General features: G+C 34.0%; 17 protein-coding genes. 10 read left to right on the top strand and 7 right to left on the bottom strand.

All coding sequences use genetic code 11. The features are described from left to right. The first annotated feature begins 10 nt into the window (after nucleotides 1-10). The 8 genes from hisG to hisIE are packed head-to-tail and all read left to right on the top strand — an operon-like array spanning nucleotide 11 to nucleotide 6,086. Nucleotides 11-628 carry an ATP phosphoribosyltransferase gene (gene hisG / locus QMO72_RS02370; protein WP_103266334.1) on the top strand — a complete coding sequence of 206 codons (618 nt, stop codon included), beginning with the start codon at nucleotides 11-13 and terminating at the stop codon, nucleotides 626-628. Further along, nucleotides 618-1,886, top strand: a complete 1,269-nt coding sequence (gene hisD / locus QMO72_RS02365) for a histidinol dehydrogenase (RefSeq protein ID WP_241966279.1) — start codon at nucleotides 618-620, stop codon at nucleotides 1,884-1,886. The genes hisG and hisD overlap by 11 nt, the downstream gene beginning before the upstream one ends. Beyond that, nucleotides 1,873-2,877, top strand: a complete 1,005-nt coding sequence (locus tag QMO72_RS02360) for a pyridoxal phosphate-dependent aminotransferase (RefSeq protein ID WP_103266332.1) — start codon at nucleotides 1,873-1,875, stop codon at nucleotides 2,875-2,877. The genes hisD and QMO72_RS02360 overlap by 14 nt, the downstream gene beginning before the upstream one ends. After that, nucleotides 2,855-3,433 carry an imidazoleglycerol-phosphate dehydratase HisB gene (hisB, locus tag QMO72_RS02355; RefSeq protein WP_103266331.1) on the top strand — a complete coding sequence of 193 codons (579 nt, stop codon included), beginning with the start codon at nucleotides 2,855-2,857 and terminating at the stop codon, nucleotides 3,431-3,433. The genes QMO72_RS02360 and hisB overlap by 23 nt, the downstream gene beginning before the upstream one ends. Further along, nucleotides 3,430-4,026, top strand: coding sequence for an imidazole glycerol phosphate synthase subunit HisH (hisH, locus tag QMO72_RS02350; RefSeq protein WP_103266330.1), 597 nt, complete (start codon nucleotides 3,430-3,432; stop codon nucleotides 4,024-4,026). The genes hisB and hisH overlap by 4 nt, the downstream gene beginning before the upstream one ends. After that, complete coding sequence (gene hisA / locus QMO72_RS02345; protein WP_103266329.1) at nucleotides 4,001-4,705, top strand: 1-(5-phosphoribosyl)-5-((5-phosphoribosylamino)methylideneamino)imidazole-4-carboxamide isomerase; 705 nt, start codon at nucleotides 4,001-4,003, stop codon at nucleotides 4,703-4,705. The genes hisH and hisA overlap by 26 nt, the downstream gene beginning before the upstream one ends. Next, on the top strand, nucleotides 4,702-5,460 hold the full coding sequence (gene hisF, locus QMO72_RS14145; RefSeq protein WP_103266328.1) for an imidazole glycerol phosphate synthase subunit HisF: 759 nt from the start codon (nucleotides 4,702-4,704) through the stop codon (nucleotides 5,458-5,460). The genes hisA and hisF overlap by 4 nt, the downstream gene beginning before the upstream one ends. Next, a complete protein-coding gene (gene hisIE / locus QMO72_RS14140; RefSeq protein ID WP_103266327.1) occupies nucleotides 5,457-6,086 on the top strand; it encodes a bifunctional phosphoribosyl-AMP cyclohydrolase/phosphoribosyl-ATP diphosphatase HisIE in 630 nt (209 codons plus the stop codon). Before hisF ends, hisIE begins: the two co-directional genes overlap by 4 nt. 154 nt (nucleotides 6,087-6,240) lie before the next feature. Here hisIE and QMO72_RS02335 read toward each other — a convergent pair whose 3' ends face one another. After that, nucleotides 6,241-7,152 carry an ABC transporter substrate-binding protein gene (locus tag QMO72_RS02335; protein ID WP_103266326.1) on the bottom strand — a complete coding sequence of 304 codons (912 nt, stop codon included), beginning with the start codon at nucleotides 7,150-7,152 and terminating at the stop codon, nucleotides 6,241-6,243. Nucleotides 7,153-7,328: 176 nt separating this feature from the next. Between QMO72_RS02335 and QMO72_RS02330 the strand changes: the two genes are divergently transcribed. After that, nucleotides 7,329-7,697: a VOC family protein gene (locus QMO72_RS02330; protein WP_103266325.1), complete on the top strand. Its 369-nt coding sequence runs from the start codon at nucleotides 7,329-7,331 to the stop codon at nucleotides 7,695-7,697. A 78-nt stretch (nucleotides 7,698-7,775) separates the two neighbouring features. Here the strand turns inward: QMO72_RS02330 and QMO72_RS02325 are convergent, their stop codons facing one another. From QMO72_RS02325 to QMO72_RS02315, 3 genes are read right to left on the bottom strand one after another with little or no spacing between them, the layout of a single operon-like run. After that, nucleotides 7,776-8,330, bottom strand: a complete 555-nt coding sequence (locus QMO72_RS02325) for a GNAT family N-acetyltransferase (protein ID WP_103266324.1) — start codon at nucleotides 8,328-8,330, stop codon at nucleotides 7,776-7,778. A gap of 38 nt (nucleotides 8,331-8,368) precedes the next feature. Continuing rightward, a complete protein-coding gene (locus tag QMO72_RS02320) occupies nucleotides 8,369-8,908 on the bottom strand; it encodes a GNAT family N-acetyltransferase (protein ID WP_286093229.1) in 540 nt (179 codons plus the stop codon). Nucleotides 8,909-8,931: 23 nt separating this feature from the next. Next, nucleotides 8,932-9,636 carry an SDR family oxidoreductase gene (locus tag QMO72_RS02315; protein ID WP_103266323.1) on the bottom strand — a complete coding sequence of 235 codons (705 nt, stop codon included), beginning with the start codon at nucleotides 9,634-9,636 and terminating at the stop codon, nucleotides 8,932-8,934. 185 nt (nucleotides 9,637-9,821) lie between these two features. On the opposite strand from QMO72_RS02315, the gene QMO72_RS02310 reads away from it, so the two are divergent. Then, a complete protein-coding gene (locus tag QMO72_RS02310) occupies nucleotides 9,822-10,097 on the top strand; it encodes a DUF1413 domain-containing protein (RefSeq protein WP_103266322.1) in 276 nt (91 codons plus the stop codon). A gap of 214 nt (nucleotides 10,098-10,311) precedes the next feature. Here the strand turns inward: QMO72_RS02310 and QMO72_RS02305 are convergent, their stop codons facing one another. From QMO72_RS02305 to QMO72_RS02295, 3 genes are all read right to left on the bottom strand, one after another. Further along, entirely contained in the window at nucleotides 10,312-10,503 is a 192-nt protein-coding gene (locus QMO72_RS02305) for a hypothetical protein (RefSeq protein ID WP_069822996.1), read from the bottom strand. 195 nt (nucleotides 10,504-10,698) lie between these two features. Continuing rightward, on the bottom strand, nucleotides 10,699-12,492 hold the full coding sequence (gene uidA / locus QMO72_RS02300; RefSeq protein WP_103266321.1) for a beta-glucuronidase: 1,794 nt from the start codon (nucleotides 12,490-12,492) through the stop codon (nucleotides 10,699-10,701). A 66-nt stretch (nucleotides 12,493-12,558) separates the two neighbouring features. Next, a complete protein-coding gene (locus tag QMO72_RS02295) occupies nucleotides 12,559-13,962 on the bottom strand; it encodes an MFS transporter (RefSeq protein WP_103266320.1) in 1,404 nt (467 codons plus the stop codon). Nucleotides 13,963-14,437 lie beyond the last annotated feature (475 nt).

Below are 14,437 nucleotides of genomic sequence, written 5' to 3'. Positions count from 1 at the left end.
AGAGAACATCATGCTTACTGTAGCTTTAGCAAAAGGTAGATTACTTAAAAGTTTTATTGCTTATTTAAATGATATAAACGCTAATGAGATGGCACTTGCACTAGAGCAAAGAGATCGCCAACTGCTTATTTCTGTAGGAGATATCCAATTTGTCTTAGTCAAAGGTAGCGATGTCCCTATTTATGTAGAACAAGGTGTTGCAGATGTAGGAATTGTGGGTAGTGATATTTTAGAAGAAGGCAATTATACAATTAACAACTTACTCGATTTACCTTTTGGTGATTGTCATTTTGCCTTAGCTGCAAAACCTGAAACTCATCATTTCAAAAAAATTGCAACTTCCTATACGCAAACAGCAAGACATTATTTTGAATCACAAGGTTTAGATGTGGAACTAGTCAAATTATCAGGTTCAATCGAATTGGCTTGTTTAGTTGATATGGTAGATGGCATCGTAGATATTGTTCAAACTGGTACTACATTAAAATCAAATGGTTTAGTTGAAAAAGATACTATTAAAAATATAAACGCTAAACTTATTACCAATAAACAATCTTATTTCAAAAAATCTAGTGAAATTGATGATTTAATTAAGACATTGGAGGTGTCTCTCGTTGATTATAAATAAAAATACATTTCTCAATGATTATTTAAGTCAATCTGCATTAAATGAAGATTTATATCCAATTGTCAAAGACATTTGTGACAATGTTAAATATCATGGTGATCAAGCCTTAAGAAATTATAACGAACAGCTGGATCATGTCACTACACCGGAACTTGAAATACCTATGAAAAATTTAGAAACAGCCTATAATAATATAGATGAAAATTTGCGCAGTGCACTTCAACAAAGCCACGCCCGTATCAAAGCTTATCAAACATCTATTAAATGGTCAGACAAACAAGGCTCGTCTGAATGTTATGAAATGTATCACCCCTTAGAACGCGTAGGCGTTTATGTGCCAGGTGGAAAAGCAAGTTACCCTTCTACTGTGTTAATGACAGTCACACTTGCTAAAGTCGCTGGTGTCAAAAATATTTCTGTCGTCACACCACCACAATCAGAAGGGTTACCTGATATTGTATTAGCAGCCTGCTATATTGCTGGCGCGGATCGTGTCTTTCAAGTAGGAGGTGCGCAAAGTATTGCAGCACTAGCTTATGGTACTGAAACACTTCCAAAAGTAGATAAAATTGTTGGTCCAGGTAACCAATATGTGGCCTATGCAAAGAAATATCTATTCGGTCAAATCGGTATTGATCAAATTGCTGGTCCAAGCGAAATTGCTTTAATTATCGACGATACAGCTGACTTAGATGCAATCACATACGATGTCTTTGCACAAGCTGAACATGATGAACTAGCTCGAACATTCGTAATTAGCGAAGATATACGTTTATTACAACAACTAGAGCAACGTATCCAAGATAAACTGACACAGATTGAGCGTCAACCGATTGTCGAAGCAAGTTTAGCACACAATCATTTCTTAATCTCAGTGGAGAATTTTGATGCTGCATGTGACTTAATGAATCAAATTGCACCAGAACATGCATCAATTCAAACCGCTTCACCACGAGATTATTTACAACATGTGCGTTACGTTGGCGCGCTATTCTTAGGTCACTATTCACCTGAAGTTATCGGCGATTATGTTGCTGGTCCAAGTCACGTGTTACCAACTAATCAAACAGCTAGATTCACAAACGGCTTATCTGTAAATGACTTTTTAACACGTCATTCAGTTATAGATCTATCTGAAAATACTTTTAATCAAATTGAAAAATCCGCACGTGACCTTGCACATGTGGAAGCACTTTATAATCATGAACAATCTATCGAAGTCCGAACAACAAAGGAGTCTACTGATGATAAGAATTAACAAAAATGAAAGCCCACTTCGCCCTTTATCAGCAGCACAACTTGCAACACTTATTCAAGAAGCCTCATTTAATTTTTATCCTGATGATGAATATGAGCGTTTTAAAGCAGCTTATGCTAAATACTATAATATTTCTGCAGCACAAGTCATTGCAGGCAATGGGTCTGATGAGTTAATTCAAAAATTAATGCTGATTATGCCTAAAGGCCCAGCACTTACTCTAAACCCAGACTTTTTCATGTATCAAGCCTATGCTGCACAAGTAGACCGTCCTATTGAATTTGTAGACGCCGAACCAGATTTAAGCTTTAGCCTTGAGCGTATATTGCAGCGTATTGATGAAGTTCAACCTGCTTTCTTTATCATGAGCAATCCGCATAATCCAACTGGTATTCAATATAGTACAGCATTTTTACAGGCCATTGCTGACAAAATGAAAGCTATAGGCGGGTATTTTGTCATTGATGAAGCATATTTAGATTTCGGAGAATCTTATGAATTAACGATGCAACCGCACATCCTGCAAATGCGCACTTTATCGAAAGCATTCGGTATTGCTGGGTTGAGATTAGGCGTATTAATTAGTACCAAAGATACAATACAACAAATACAAAAATTAGAGCACCCCTACCCACTTAATACAATCACATTGCATATTGCTATATATATGTTTGAACATCCAGAAATGACAACTGATTTCGTGAATCACCAAAGACAATTAGCTTTAAAACTTCGTCAAATGTTTAATGATTTCGTTTCTGACATCATGACAGTTTATCCATCATCCACAAACTTTGTATTGACTAAAGGTGATGCCGCCCATAACTTAGGACGCTATATAAAATCAAATGGCTTTCTTCCTAGGTTATACGATGAACCATTAATGGCTGACTATGTACGTTATTCTATTGCTACAGATGAACAATTAGACGAATTAAAGGAACTCATAAAAAATTGGAGGTCTCAGTATGATTTATCAAAAAACACGTAATACTGCCGAAACACAATTAAAAATTGCTATAGCTGATGATAATAGTCCAAGTAAGATCCAAACAGGCGTCGGTTTCCTAGATCATATGTTGACACTCTTTGCCTTTCACAGTAAATTGACTATTACCATTGAGGCAAATGGTGATACAGAAGTTGATGATCACCATGTTACTGAAGATATTGGTATTGTACTCGGACAACTTCTATTAGAAATGGTTAAATCACGTACAGCTTTCCAAAGATATGGTGTAAGTTATATCCCTATGGATGAATCACTTGCACGTACAGTGGTAGATATTAGCGGCAGACCTTACCTTTCTTTCAATGCAGAATTAAGTAAAGAAAAAGTTGGTACCTTTGACACAGAACTTGTTGAAGAGTTCTTCCGAGCATTGGTAATTAATGCTCGACTTACAACACATATCGATTTATTACGTGGCGGTAACACACATCATGAAATCGAAGGGATTTTCAAATCATTTGCACGTGCCCTCAAAGACGCTCTATCTGATAGTGATTATGATGGCACACCATCTTCCAAGGGTGTGATTGAATGATTGCCATCATTGATTATGGATTAGGTAATATTAAGAATGTACAACGTGCTGTAAAACATTTAGGTTATGACGTGATTTTAACTGATAAGCAAAGTGAAATTGAAGCGGCGGATATCATCATACTACCTGGCGTAGGACACTTTAAAGATGCGATGCAAGCAATTGAACAACGTGGGCTTAAAGCGATTTTAAAAAATATTACAGATAAACCAATTATCGGTATCTGTCTCGGTATGCAATTATTATTTGAATGGAGTGCAGAAGGTAATGTAGATGGACTTAAATTTTTACCTGGAAATATTGTTCCTATCCAAACATCTTATCCAGTACCACATTTAGGTTGGAACAACTTAATCAGCGACCATCCTCAATTGACCCGTGATGTTTATTTTGTCCATTCTTACCAGGCACAGATGTCTGAACATGTTGTTGCTTATGCTGATTATGGGACACAAGTACCGGCAATTGTGCAATATAAACATTATATAGGGATTCAATTTCACCCAGAAAAAAGTGGTGCTTATGGTTTAACAATACTCAATCAAGCTTTGAAAGGCGGTTTCTTAAATGATCAAACTTTGGCCAGCAATTGATCTAATCAATGCAACAAGTGTTCGACTTACAGAAGGTAAATATGATTCAGAAGAAAAAATGGCACGAAGCGCTGAAGAAAGCGTTAAATTTTACAACCAATTTGATTGTGTAGACCGTATTCATATCGTTGATTTAATCGGTGCCAAACAACAGTCTTCTGTTGAACAAAATTATATTAAAATGCTCCGTACGCTTACGGAAAAACCAATGGAAGTTGGTGGCGGCATACGGAGTTTAGATACTATCGAACAGTACTTTGCAGATGGTATAGATTATTGTATTATCGGGACTAAAGGTATTCAAGATTTAAATTGGTTAGAGACAATGACACATCAATATCCTAATCGCTTATATTTATCTGTAGATGCTTATCGTCGCGAAGTGAAAATTAATGGTTGGGAACAAGATGCACAACTCGATTTATTTGAATTAGTTAATAAAATTGAATCATTGCCGCTTGGCGGTATAATCTATACTGATATTTCCAAAGACGGTCGTCTATCAGGACCTAACTTTGAAATTACAGGACAATTAGTTCAAGCTACTCAAAAACCTGTTATTGCTTCCGGAGGGATTCGTCACCAAGATGACCTCGCTCAATTAGAAACGCTAGGTGTAGACGCTGCAATAGTTGGTAAAGCTGCCCATAACCCTAATTTTTGGGAGGGCCTTTCATGATAAAGAAAAGAATCATTCCCTGTCTAGATGTTAAAGATGGCCGTGTAGTTAAAGGTATTCAGTTTAAAGGATTACGCGATATTGGCAACCCTGTGGATTATGCCATGTATTATAACGATCAAGGGGCAGATGAGCTGGTGTTTTTGGATATTTCTCGCACTGAAGCTGGTCATGACCTCGTGCTTGATGTCATAGAAGAGACTGCCGAAAAATTATTTATACCACTCACTGTCGGTGGGGGCATCTCAACATTAGATGACATTTCACAATTATTAAATCATGGGGCAGATAAAGTATCCTTAAATTCTAGTGCACTCAAAAATCCACAATTTATTAAAGAAGCGAGTGAAAAGTTCGGTAGCCAATGTATTTGTATCGCTATCGATAGCAATTATGATAGCGAACTTAATGACTATTTTTGTTATACACATGGTGGTAAACAACGTACAGATATACGTGTCTATGATTGGGTACAAAAAGTCGAAGCATTAGGTGCTGGAGAATTACTCATAACGAGTATGACACATGACGGTATGAAGCAAGGATTTGATGTAAAACATTTACACGAAATCGAAAAACTTGTTAATATCCCTGTTATAGCTTCTGGAGGCGGTGGCAACGCAGACCATTTTGTCGATTTATTTAAACAGACTGATGTATCTGCAGGACTAGCAGCCAGTATTTTACACGATAAAGAAACAACCGTTGATGAAATAAAAAAAACAATGTCACAAGGAGGTATTCCAGTAAGATGACCCAACAACCTGATTTTAGTAAAGGACTATTGCCTGCTATCTTGCAAGATGTAAATACAAAGCAAGTCTTAATGCTTGGTTATATGAATGAAGCAGCTTATAAAAAAACACTGGTGGATGGTGTTGTATGCTTTTATTCACGTTCTAAACAGCGACTATGGACAAAAGGAGAGACTTCTGGTCATACCCAAGTTGTTCAAAATATTTATTTGGATTGTGATGAGGATACTATTTTAATTGATGTAATACCTAATGGCCCTACTTGTCATACAGGTAGTCAAAGTTGTTTTAATACAGATATCCCCTTCAAAGTACAACAATTAGAACAGACTGTTGCTACTAGCGCGAACTCAAACAAAGATAACTCCTATACGAAGTATCTACTCAATGAGGGACTTGAAAAAATCACTAAAAAATTTGGTGAAGAATCCTTTGAAGTCGTTATAGGCGCTATGAAGTCAGATAAAAGTGAAGTAACAAATGAAACTGCTGATCTTATGTATCATTTATTTGTATTGTTACACGCTTTAGACATAAAATTTGAAGATGTTGAACAAGTACTCGCAGAACGCCATCAAACTTCAAATAATTTTAAAGGTGAGCGTACTGATGTTGAAAATTGGTAATGTCTACCATTAAATAATTCTAACGCCCTTTTAAAATTACTATTCAATAAAAATACACATCCGTTTATATACGGATGTGTATTTTTATTATTAAACGCTTGTACTTTTGAATATATAATATTCGTCTACAATCATGCTTCAAGTCGCTTTTACATCATGCTTTCTTTTTCATTAGTTCTTTTTTGAATACTTCAGCTTGTTTTTCTATTGATATCACATCTGCATAAATTGCTTCATCCATTGTATAATAAATTACATTATTATTTTTTACTGCTTCATTGTTCTTCCATACATCTGATTTAACAAAATCATTATTTGGTTGCTTACCATCTTTTGAAGGTATCATTAAATAATCACCTGAATAATCATTGAATTTTTCTTTGGGAACCTTCATAAATTTATCTTTAGGCATAGCTGCTTTAGCATCAGCATCTTCTTTAAAACCAAATCCTTCATAAATTGCTTCACTTCCTCTACCAAACCGAGGGCCAAATTGATATATATCTTTTGCCTGGACATCCATTATAGAAAAGGTCTTATCCTTTCCTATTTGTTTTTTAATCGTTTGACCATCTTCAGCCAATTTTTTAGATAGTGCATGTGCTTGCTTTTTAGCTTTTGCTTCTTTACCAACCAATTTACCTATTTCAATATGTGTGTCTTTATAATCCATATTCTGTACTTTTATTGGCACAGTAGGTGCAATTTTTGCTAATTTTTTATTGTTTTTATTTTCTTTATAAGTAATGATTAAATCCGGTTTTAGTTTAGCTGCAGCTTCTACATCTTCTGGATCAATTTTTTTCACTTTATCCATATTCAAATATTTAGAATTTGGGAATAGACTTGTTATAGCAATTGGTTTAACACCCAATTTTTTAAAATTACCATAATTAGCTGTTAAATCCAGCACTCTTTTAGGATGTTGAGGTATTTGGATTTTCTTTCCATCATCAGTAGTATATGTACGCTTCTCCTCACTCGTATTTGAATTGCTTTTATCGTGATTACCACAAGCTGCAATAAACATGATTAAACATAATATCAAGCATAATAATTTTTTCAAAAAATAACCTCTTTCATTTTATATTCTCTCTATTATAAATGAAAATCATTATCACTTACAACGTTATTAATTTAATTTTCAAAATTATATGATTGAAAATATTTGTGTTTTTAACTATCCTTCGTTTTATATAATATTATTTGCTATTATAAAATTAGAATAAGGGGGATGATACTATGAAAAATCAATTCTTAGGTATTGATCATGTCCAAGTGGCTGCACCAGCACATCATGAAGTAGAAGCGCGACAATTTTATGCCGAAACACTTGGATTGAAAGAAATTACTAAACCGGATCAATTAGCTAGAAATGGAGGGGTATGGTTTGAAATTGGACAACAGCAACTACATGTTGGTGTTCAAAAAGACTTTATACCCTCCCAAAAAGCACATCCTGCATTACTTGTAGAAAACATTTCAGATATAAGAAGAGATCTAGAATCCAAAGGTGTAGACATAGTTTATGGAGATGAACTTGAAGGCGCCGATCGTTTTTATATCTATGATCCTTTCGGCAATAGAATTGAAATTATCGAGTGGTTGTAGCTAATAGCATGTTTTACACCATAATAAATAATATGCCTGCACAAAGCTTATTTGATGTGCAGGCATATTATTTATACTTTAGGATTCAAAAAAATAAATGTCATCATAGGATTCAAAATCATCATAATGACTGTCTCTTACGAAACCAAATGATTCTGCAGTCTTAATAGATGGTAAATTGTTTGTTTTTGTACGAACTAATATTTTATTATTTACTTTTGTAGCTATTTTTACATTCTTAATAACTGCCTTACATGCTTCTTTAGTATAACCTTTACGCGTATGTTGCGTTTCAAGTCTATAAGCTAAATTTAAATATGTTTCACCGTTTAATTGTTTATAGCTCAATCCGCATATGCCTAACATTTCACCTGTTTTCTTTTCAATCATTAAACAATAGCCAAAGCTATATCTCAACCAATGATTCATCCATGATTCAAGCATCGCTTCAGTTTCTTCAATGCTTTGATGTGGCCCGTCAGGGTTATATAGATTAGTTTTAGGATTAGCATGTAATTGGTGTAGCTTTTCAAGATAATAGTGCGAAGGTCGAATTAAAAATAAACGTTCCGTCTCAATAATAAAGTTTGTCTCCATAATACGGGTATGTTCTATCACGCAGTTTGTTTCCATTCAGTGCCCCTCCTTAAATGATTATCCTTATATTGCCATTAAAGTTCTAAACACATTAAATCTTCATCATAATAAATTTTTCCATCAAACAATGATTTCGGTTCGATGCCATATCTTCTAAAACCTAACTTTTCATATAAAGCAATTGCATGATAATTGTCCGATAAGACAGATAAAGCTATTGTTTTTACTTTGCCTTGTTGAGTGACAATATCTATGATGTTGTGTATCAATTGTTGTGCTATACCCTGTCTTCTAAAATTAACATGACAATATACACCAACTAAATTGCCTTTGTGTTTCACCTTTTCTAGAGTTTCACTATAAAACGTCGCCATACAAATTAATTTTTCATGCTCAAAAGCCCCCATCGTAAATTTTTCTGATGTAGAGGCAATGCGTGACTTGAATACATCAATAGGTAATTTAATTTCTCTATCATATGTCGAAGCAAAACCGTTTGGATCCGTCTTTAATGATGTTAAACGTAACGCTCTATACTGCTCTACGTCAGATTCATTTAAATACCGAATGAACATACCATCACTTCTTTCATTTTTCACTATTACCTGAAACATTATTTATATTTCATATATCTTATTTAAACAGGGCGTACTGTTATTTCATTCACATTAACATGACTCGGTTGTTGTAATGCATATAGCGCTGCTTCTGCAATATCGTTAGGGTCCAGCTTTTTACGTTCTCCCCAATCAGTATCTCCGCTCAACGGTGTATCTACCATACCAGGTGAAATACTTGTAGCTCTTACACCTGTTTTCGCTAATTCCTTTTCTAAACCTTGAGTAATAGAGTGTATAGCTGCTTTCGTTGCACTATATAGTGTGCTTTTTTTCGTGACTTCAAAGCCTGAAATAGATGAAATATTGATAATATGACCACTAGATTGGTTTAAAAATATCGGTAATACTGCATGTATGCCATAAAGTGTACCTTTCACATTAACGTCAAGCATCGTATCCCAAGCATCTACATCATCATCTGTAATTGCTGATGAAAGCATTTTACCAGCGCTATTTACTAATATATCCACCCTACCGAATTTTTCCTGAACATGACGCACAAGTCGTTCAAGCTCACTTTTTTGTGTGACATCTACAGTTAACGTATCCACCTCTGTTTGCACTTCTTCTTGAATACGTTTTGCCACCGCATTTAAACGTGATTCATTTCGTCCAGACAATACTACTTTCGCACCATGATTTGAAAGCGCATGTGCAATACTCGCTCCTATTCCACTACTCGCTCCTGTTACAATTGCTACCTTATCCTGTAATTCTACCATTTATATCTTCCTTTCTATTTATTAACTATAAAACACTTATATATGCCATTCCCTATTTTCAGTTAATCTATCATCAAATATCATCTTATATCCATACTAACTTTCCTATCCACTTGTCATCGCTCTTAAATCATAATAAAGTGGGTATAGATTAGCACATACACTTTTATAAAGGAGGATGCATAATGCATTTTGACTTCGACCAACGTATCAAACAGTTAAGAGTAAATTTAGGACGTACAAGCTTTAACTTTCAATTTGAGGATTTATTCGATAAAAAGGAATGGCTAAATATGACACTACCACAACGTAAAAATTTAGAACGTGAATTTCGTATATTCATAGAAAAACATGACCATTTACGTATTCCTTATACCTCTGAAGATCACATTCGCATGCGTATGTATAATTCTTTTTATGATTACAATGAAATAAAAAACAACTTTAAGTCGTATGTATAATATATACCCGAATTTTGAGCATAACAAAAGCCTACACTACTTAATTTCAGTAGTTGTAGGCTTTTGTTATTGCTTAAGCGCGTTTCGTAAATCATGAAAGGTAGCTACTGGGGAGAAAAATATGCAATATCTTAAGACACTATTATTCATTATCTAAGATAATTTCATCCGAGGTAGTATCTTAAAATCACTACACATAGATGTATACAGCGTATTAATTATTCACTAATATCTTTTTCTTCAAACCGTAGTTGTAAATCTTTTCTGCATCAATATAAGCTATATAATCAATACTTCTGTATCCATCTTTAATATCATTAATAATTCCTTGATTCACACCTGTGTGTGTGTAAATATCATAACTACTTTCATCTGAAAAAATGACCTGTTCAATTACTTTTCTCATCTTGATCACTCCATATTTTAGCTTTCGCTATGCTATATATGCCTCTTACACCTATTATATTAATCGAATCTTGAAGAGAAATAAAGCATTTGTGATTATTTTCACAAAATCATCACAAATGCTTTTATTTATGTTTTCACGAACTGTTAATAGTTGACATATTTTGACAAAATAATATTCATTGAATTGGTAAATTTACTTTTTATAACCAAAATTCGGTATATTATCCCAACGCTTTTTAAAATAGTGAGCAACTGCTTTAGGTCGTCTTTCACGAGTGAAGATACCTTTCTTATTCCCTTGTACCCTTATTAATCCACTAGCTGTTTCAAAGTCTGCAAAATTCCAAGTTTGTTCCCCAATAAATTGGGGGTATTTATCAATAACTTCATGATTTGCTTCGTAATAACGAAGTTGATATTCTTCTGTAAATAATTCGTCATTTATAGCATGCATGCCGGCAATTGTGTCAGCCCCATATTCTGTAAACATAATTGGTTTATCTGGTTGCTTCTTACTCCAACCATCCAATTCCATCTTCAAAGCTTCTTTTGCAGCTGTTAAATCTCCTGTTTGTGTATACCAACCATAATACCTATTTAGACAAAGCACATCTATCAAATCTTGAACTTGACATGCATCAGGTTGTGCAGTCAGTATTGTCACAATAGTGACTGGGCGTTTTTGTGGATCACATGCACGTGCTAAATTCACTAAAGGTTCAAAATATTCTTTTGCACCTTCTTCTGTCGAAGCAGGCTCATTCGCAATTGACCACATCACTACACAAGCATAATTCTTATCACGTTCTATAAGCTCTTTAATCACAGCTTCATGTGCTGCTTTTGTACCTATTTCTTCGAATGTTTTACGTGTTGACTCTCCAGATAATATAGCACTAAAGTTAAGATGTACACCGACAGCTGTTGTCTCATCTATAATAACTATTCCTTGTTCATCAGCAAGACGCATCATTTCCTCTGAGTATGGATAATGGGACGTACGGAATGAATTAGCACCAATCCATTTCATAAGATTGAAATCTAATACATTTGTAACTTCATTCATGCCACGACCATTGTAATAGGAATCCTCATGTTTACCGAAACCTTTGAAATAAAAAGGTTCATTATTAATTAAAAATTTCCCATCTTTCACTTCAACTGAACGGATACCAAAACGTTCTGAATACGTATCAATAACTTCACCATCTTTAAGTATTGTTACTTCTAAATAATATAAATAGGCATTTAAAGGTTGCCATAAATGAGGTTGTTTAACTTCTATTACGCCTTCCGCTCCGCTAGTTTTAGCGACAACATTCCCTTGTTTATCTAGTAAACGAATTTTAATATCGTTGATTGTCTCACTCGTAGTAACTCTATAATTTACTCTAGCAAAGTCATCTAAAACTTCTGGCACAATTTCAATATCTTCAACAAATACTTTGGGCGTTGTATATATCTTAACTGGTCTATGGAGACCTGAATAATTAAAAAAGTCAAAATTAGGTGTATTTTTCTTAACTTTATTTCCTTGATTATCTATCGTTTCACTATAATCACCTACAGGTAAGGTTGTTTCATCTAATATATTATTGACACAAACTGTGAGGCGATGTTGGCCAGTTGAAAATTGAGGATCTAACTCCACTTCAAACGGTAGAAATCCACCTTGATGTGAAGTTATTTCTTGTCCATCAATATAAACTGTTGCAAAATGCGTAGCTGAGCCAAACCGTAATACCTTACGCTCATTACGTAAAATATTAGGAATAGTAAAAGTTCTTTCATACCAAACATTCCCCACATGATTACGTATATCAGCAGTTACACCTTGGTCATTATATGAACCTGGCACCGCCATGACGAGTTCAGTATCTAAAGGTTTAGAAACATCAATTTCATCCTTTTCATTTTCTAATTTAAAATTCCACACTCCGTTTAACTCAATAATATTTCTAGTTTCATTTGTCACTGGATACAACATGTAAACATGCTCCTTTCATTATCTCAATATTGTTTTATAATTTAACTACTTTATACCTTAAAAGCTTTATAATTCATCTCTAATTGCCAACTCTTTAACGATTTGCTTATGACGATGATCGGTTAAAGGATATGCAAAGAAGAATAAAATTAAAGCTATTAGACATGCCGTAGCAGGCACAACAAAGAATAATACTTTTAATCCTGTTATTGTGTCCGCAGATTGCGCGACATTGGGAACATAACCGATGACTGTTAAAGCAAGCCCTGGTAAGAATCCTGCCAATGCTTGTGAAACTTTTCTAGTAAAACTGTAACTAGAATAGATGATACCTTCTGACCTTATCCCAGTTTGCCATTGTCCATATTCAACGACATCAGCAATAAAGGCCCAAGTCACTGTATTAGGTATCACTAAGAATAATGATGCAAGTGAATTTACAACTAAAAACGTCATAGTTTCGTCTGAAAAGAAAAAGAAGTTAATAAATTGAAATGCTACAAACCCAGAAACACCAATGATTGCTGTCATTTTCTTTCCAACTTTTTTACTTAAAAATGTTGTAAGTAATAATCCTGGAATCAATACTATAAAGTTTAGTGCACTTACAACACCTACTAAATTGGGTTCATTTAATACATATTGGAAATAGTATAGTTGTGAAGACTGTTGTAAAAACAGTGCCATGATTGTTAAAAGTGTATAAATTGCCAATATGATAAATGGTCTGTTTTTCAATAAATTTAAAAAGGCTTTACGACCTATCCCTTTTTCTTTAGGTCGCTCAACAGTATGACGCTCTTTCACACCTTTATAACAAATTAAATGAAATACTACACCACATATTGCAAGTAAGCCAACTGCAATTGGATACCCTGTTGCATGATTTGGAAATAGATTAACCATAGGAATAACAACAATACCTGCAATAAACATTGCGCCTTGTGACCCTAAGTTACGAAATACTGATAATTGTGTACGATCCTCTGCATTAATTGTCATTGAAGCAGATAATGAACCGTAAGGGATATTAACAAATGAATAAGCCATATTAAATAACATGTACGTCGCAAAAGCCCATATCACTTTTCCCTCGTAACTGATATCTGGAGAAAGGAAAGTTAAGACAGTAAGTAAGGCTAAAGGAATCGTTCCATATAAAATAAATGGTCGAAACTTACCTTTCTTTCCAAAATTGCGTCTATTATCTACCATTGTGCCTACTCCTGTATCAACAAAGGCGTCAAATATTTTAGAAACCAAGAATACTAACCCACCATAAAATGGCGAAATACCTAAAATATCAGTAAAAAATTTAAGTAAATAAATTTGACCCATGTCGAACATCATGCCATTACCTAAATCTCCAAATCCGTATGCAAGTTTCTCTTTAAATTTCAATTTGGGTTCTTGAATTTCTTTGAATTTCATTAACTTTTTATTTGCTGGTTTTAGCTTTGCTGTAACCATGTCGACTACCTCTTTCCACTATCGAAACGTAATGATGTTCTCACTCAATGATAAAAGCGCTCCGTAGTAAGTATTAGTGATTGTGGCCATCAATCTGTGCAAATCAGGCGTATAATTGTAAGCGTTTTCTTATACACCTAAATTTTTTTATCTCCATAAACCGAATTCATATATTTATATAAAATATATCTCCTGTACGCTTTTTATAGAGATCTTACTTTCATTATATTTTTAATTTTGAAACAGTCAACAACAAAATAACAACGTTGTTATAAATTGATATTATTAAAAATTGTGCTTAATCATTTACAAATATTTACAAACTCTATATCTAAAGCATCTTTGAATATTGAATACTTATAGTACACTTTAAAAAATTGCACACAAGCACTGTTTTTATAACAGTTCACGAAGAGCCCAATTTCCTCTCATTTGAGGTGTTTTTTATAATATTTTTAATGTTTTTTATAAAATA

It is taken from the genome of Staphylococcus casei, from assembly GCF_030294405.1.
Lineage (GTDB): Bacteria > Bacillota > Bacilli > Staphylococcales > Staphylococcaceae > Staphylococcus > Staphylococcus succinus.
This window is presented reverse-complemented; position numbering and strand designations above follow the sequence as displayed.

Bases quoted from the DNA above. Each gene is read 5' to 3' on its own strand.
- hisIE (WP_103266327.1), top strand. From the start codon at position 5,457: ATGACCCAACAACCTGATTTTAGTAAAGGACTATTGCCTGCTATCTTG.
- QMO72_RS02325 (WP_103266324.1), bottom strand. From the start codon at position 8,330: ATGGAAACAAACTGCGTGATAGAACATACCCGTATTATGGAGACAAAC.
- QMO72_RS02320 (WP_286093229.1), bottom strand. From the start codon at position 8,908: ATGTTTCAGGTAATAGTGAAAAATGAAAGAAGTGATGGTATGTTCATT.
- hisA (WP_103266329.1), top strand. From the start codon at position 4,001: ATGATCAAACTTTGGCCAGCAATTGATCTAATCAATGCAACAAGTGTT.
- hisB (WP_103266331.1), top strand. From the start codon at position 2,855: ATGATTTATCAAAAAACACGTAATACTGCCGAAACACAATTAAAAATT.
- QMO72_RS02330 (WP_103266325.1), top strand. From the start codon at position 7,329: ATGAAAAATCAATTCTTAGGTATTGATCATGTCCAAGTGGCTGCACCA.
- QMO72_RS02315 (WP_103266323.1), bottom strand. From the start codon at position 9,636: ATGGTAGAATTACAGGATAAGGTAGCAATTGTAACAGGAGCGAGTAGT.
- QMO72_RS02360 (WP_103266332.1), top strand. From the start codon at position 1,873: ATGATAAGAATTAACAAAAATGAAAGCCCACTTCGCCCTTTATCAGCA.
- QMO72_RS02310 (WP_103266322.1), top strand. From the start codon at position 9,822: ATGCATTTTGACTTCGACCAACGTATCAAACAGTTAAGAGTAAATTTA.
- QMO72_RS02305 (WP_069822996.1), bottom strand. From the start codon at position 10,503: ATGAGAAAAGTAATTGAACAGGTCATTTTTTCAGATGAAAGTAGTTAT.
- hisF (WP_103266328.1), top strand. From the start codon at position 4,702: ATGATAAAGAAAAGAATCATTCCCTGTCTAGATGTTAAAGATGGCCGT.
- hisG (WP_103266334.1), top strand. From the start codon at position 11: ATGCTTACTGTAGCTTTAGCAAAAGGTAGATTACTTAAAAGTTTTATT.
- uidA (WP_103266321.1), bottom strand. From the start codon at position 12,492: ATGTTGTATCCAGTGACAAATGAAACTAGAAATATTATTGAGTTAAAC.
- hisH (WP_103266330.1), top strand. From the start codon at position 3,430: ATGATTGCCATCATTGATTATGGATTAGGTAATATTAAGAATGTACAA.
- QMO72_RS02295 (WP_103266320.1), bottom strand. From the start codon at position 13,962: ATGGTTACAGCAAAGCTAAAACCAGCAAATAAAAAGTTAATGAAATTC.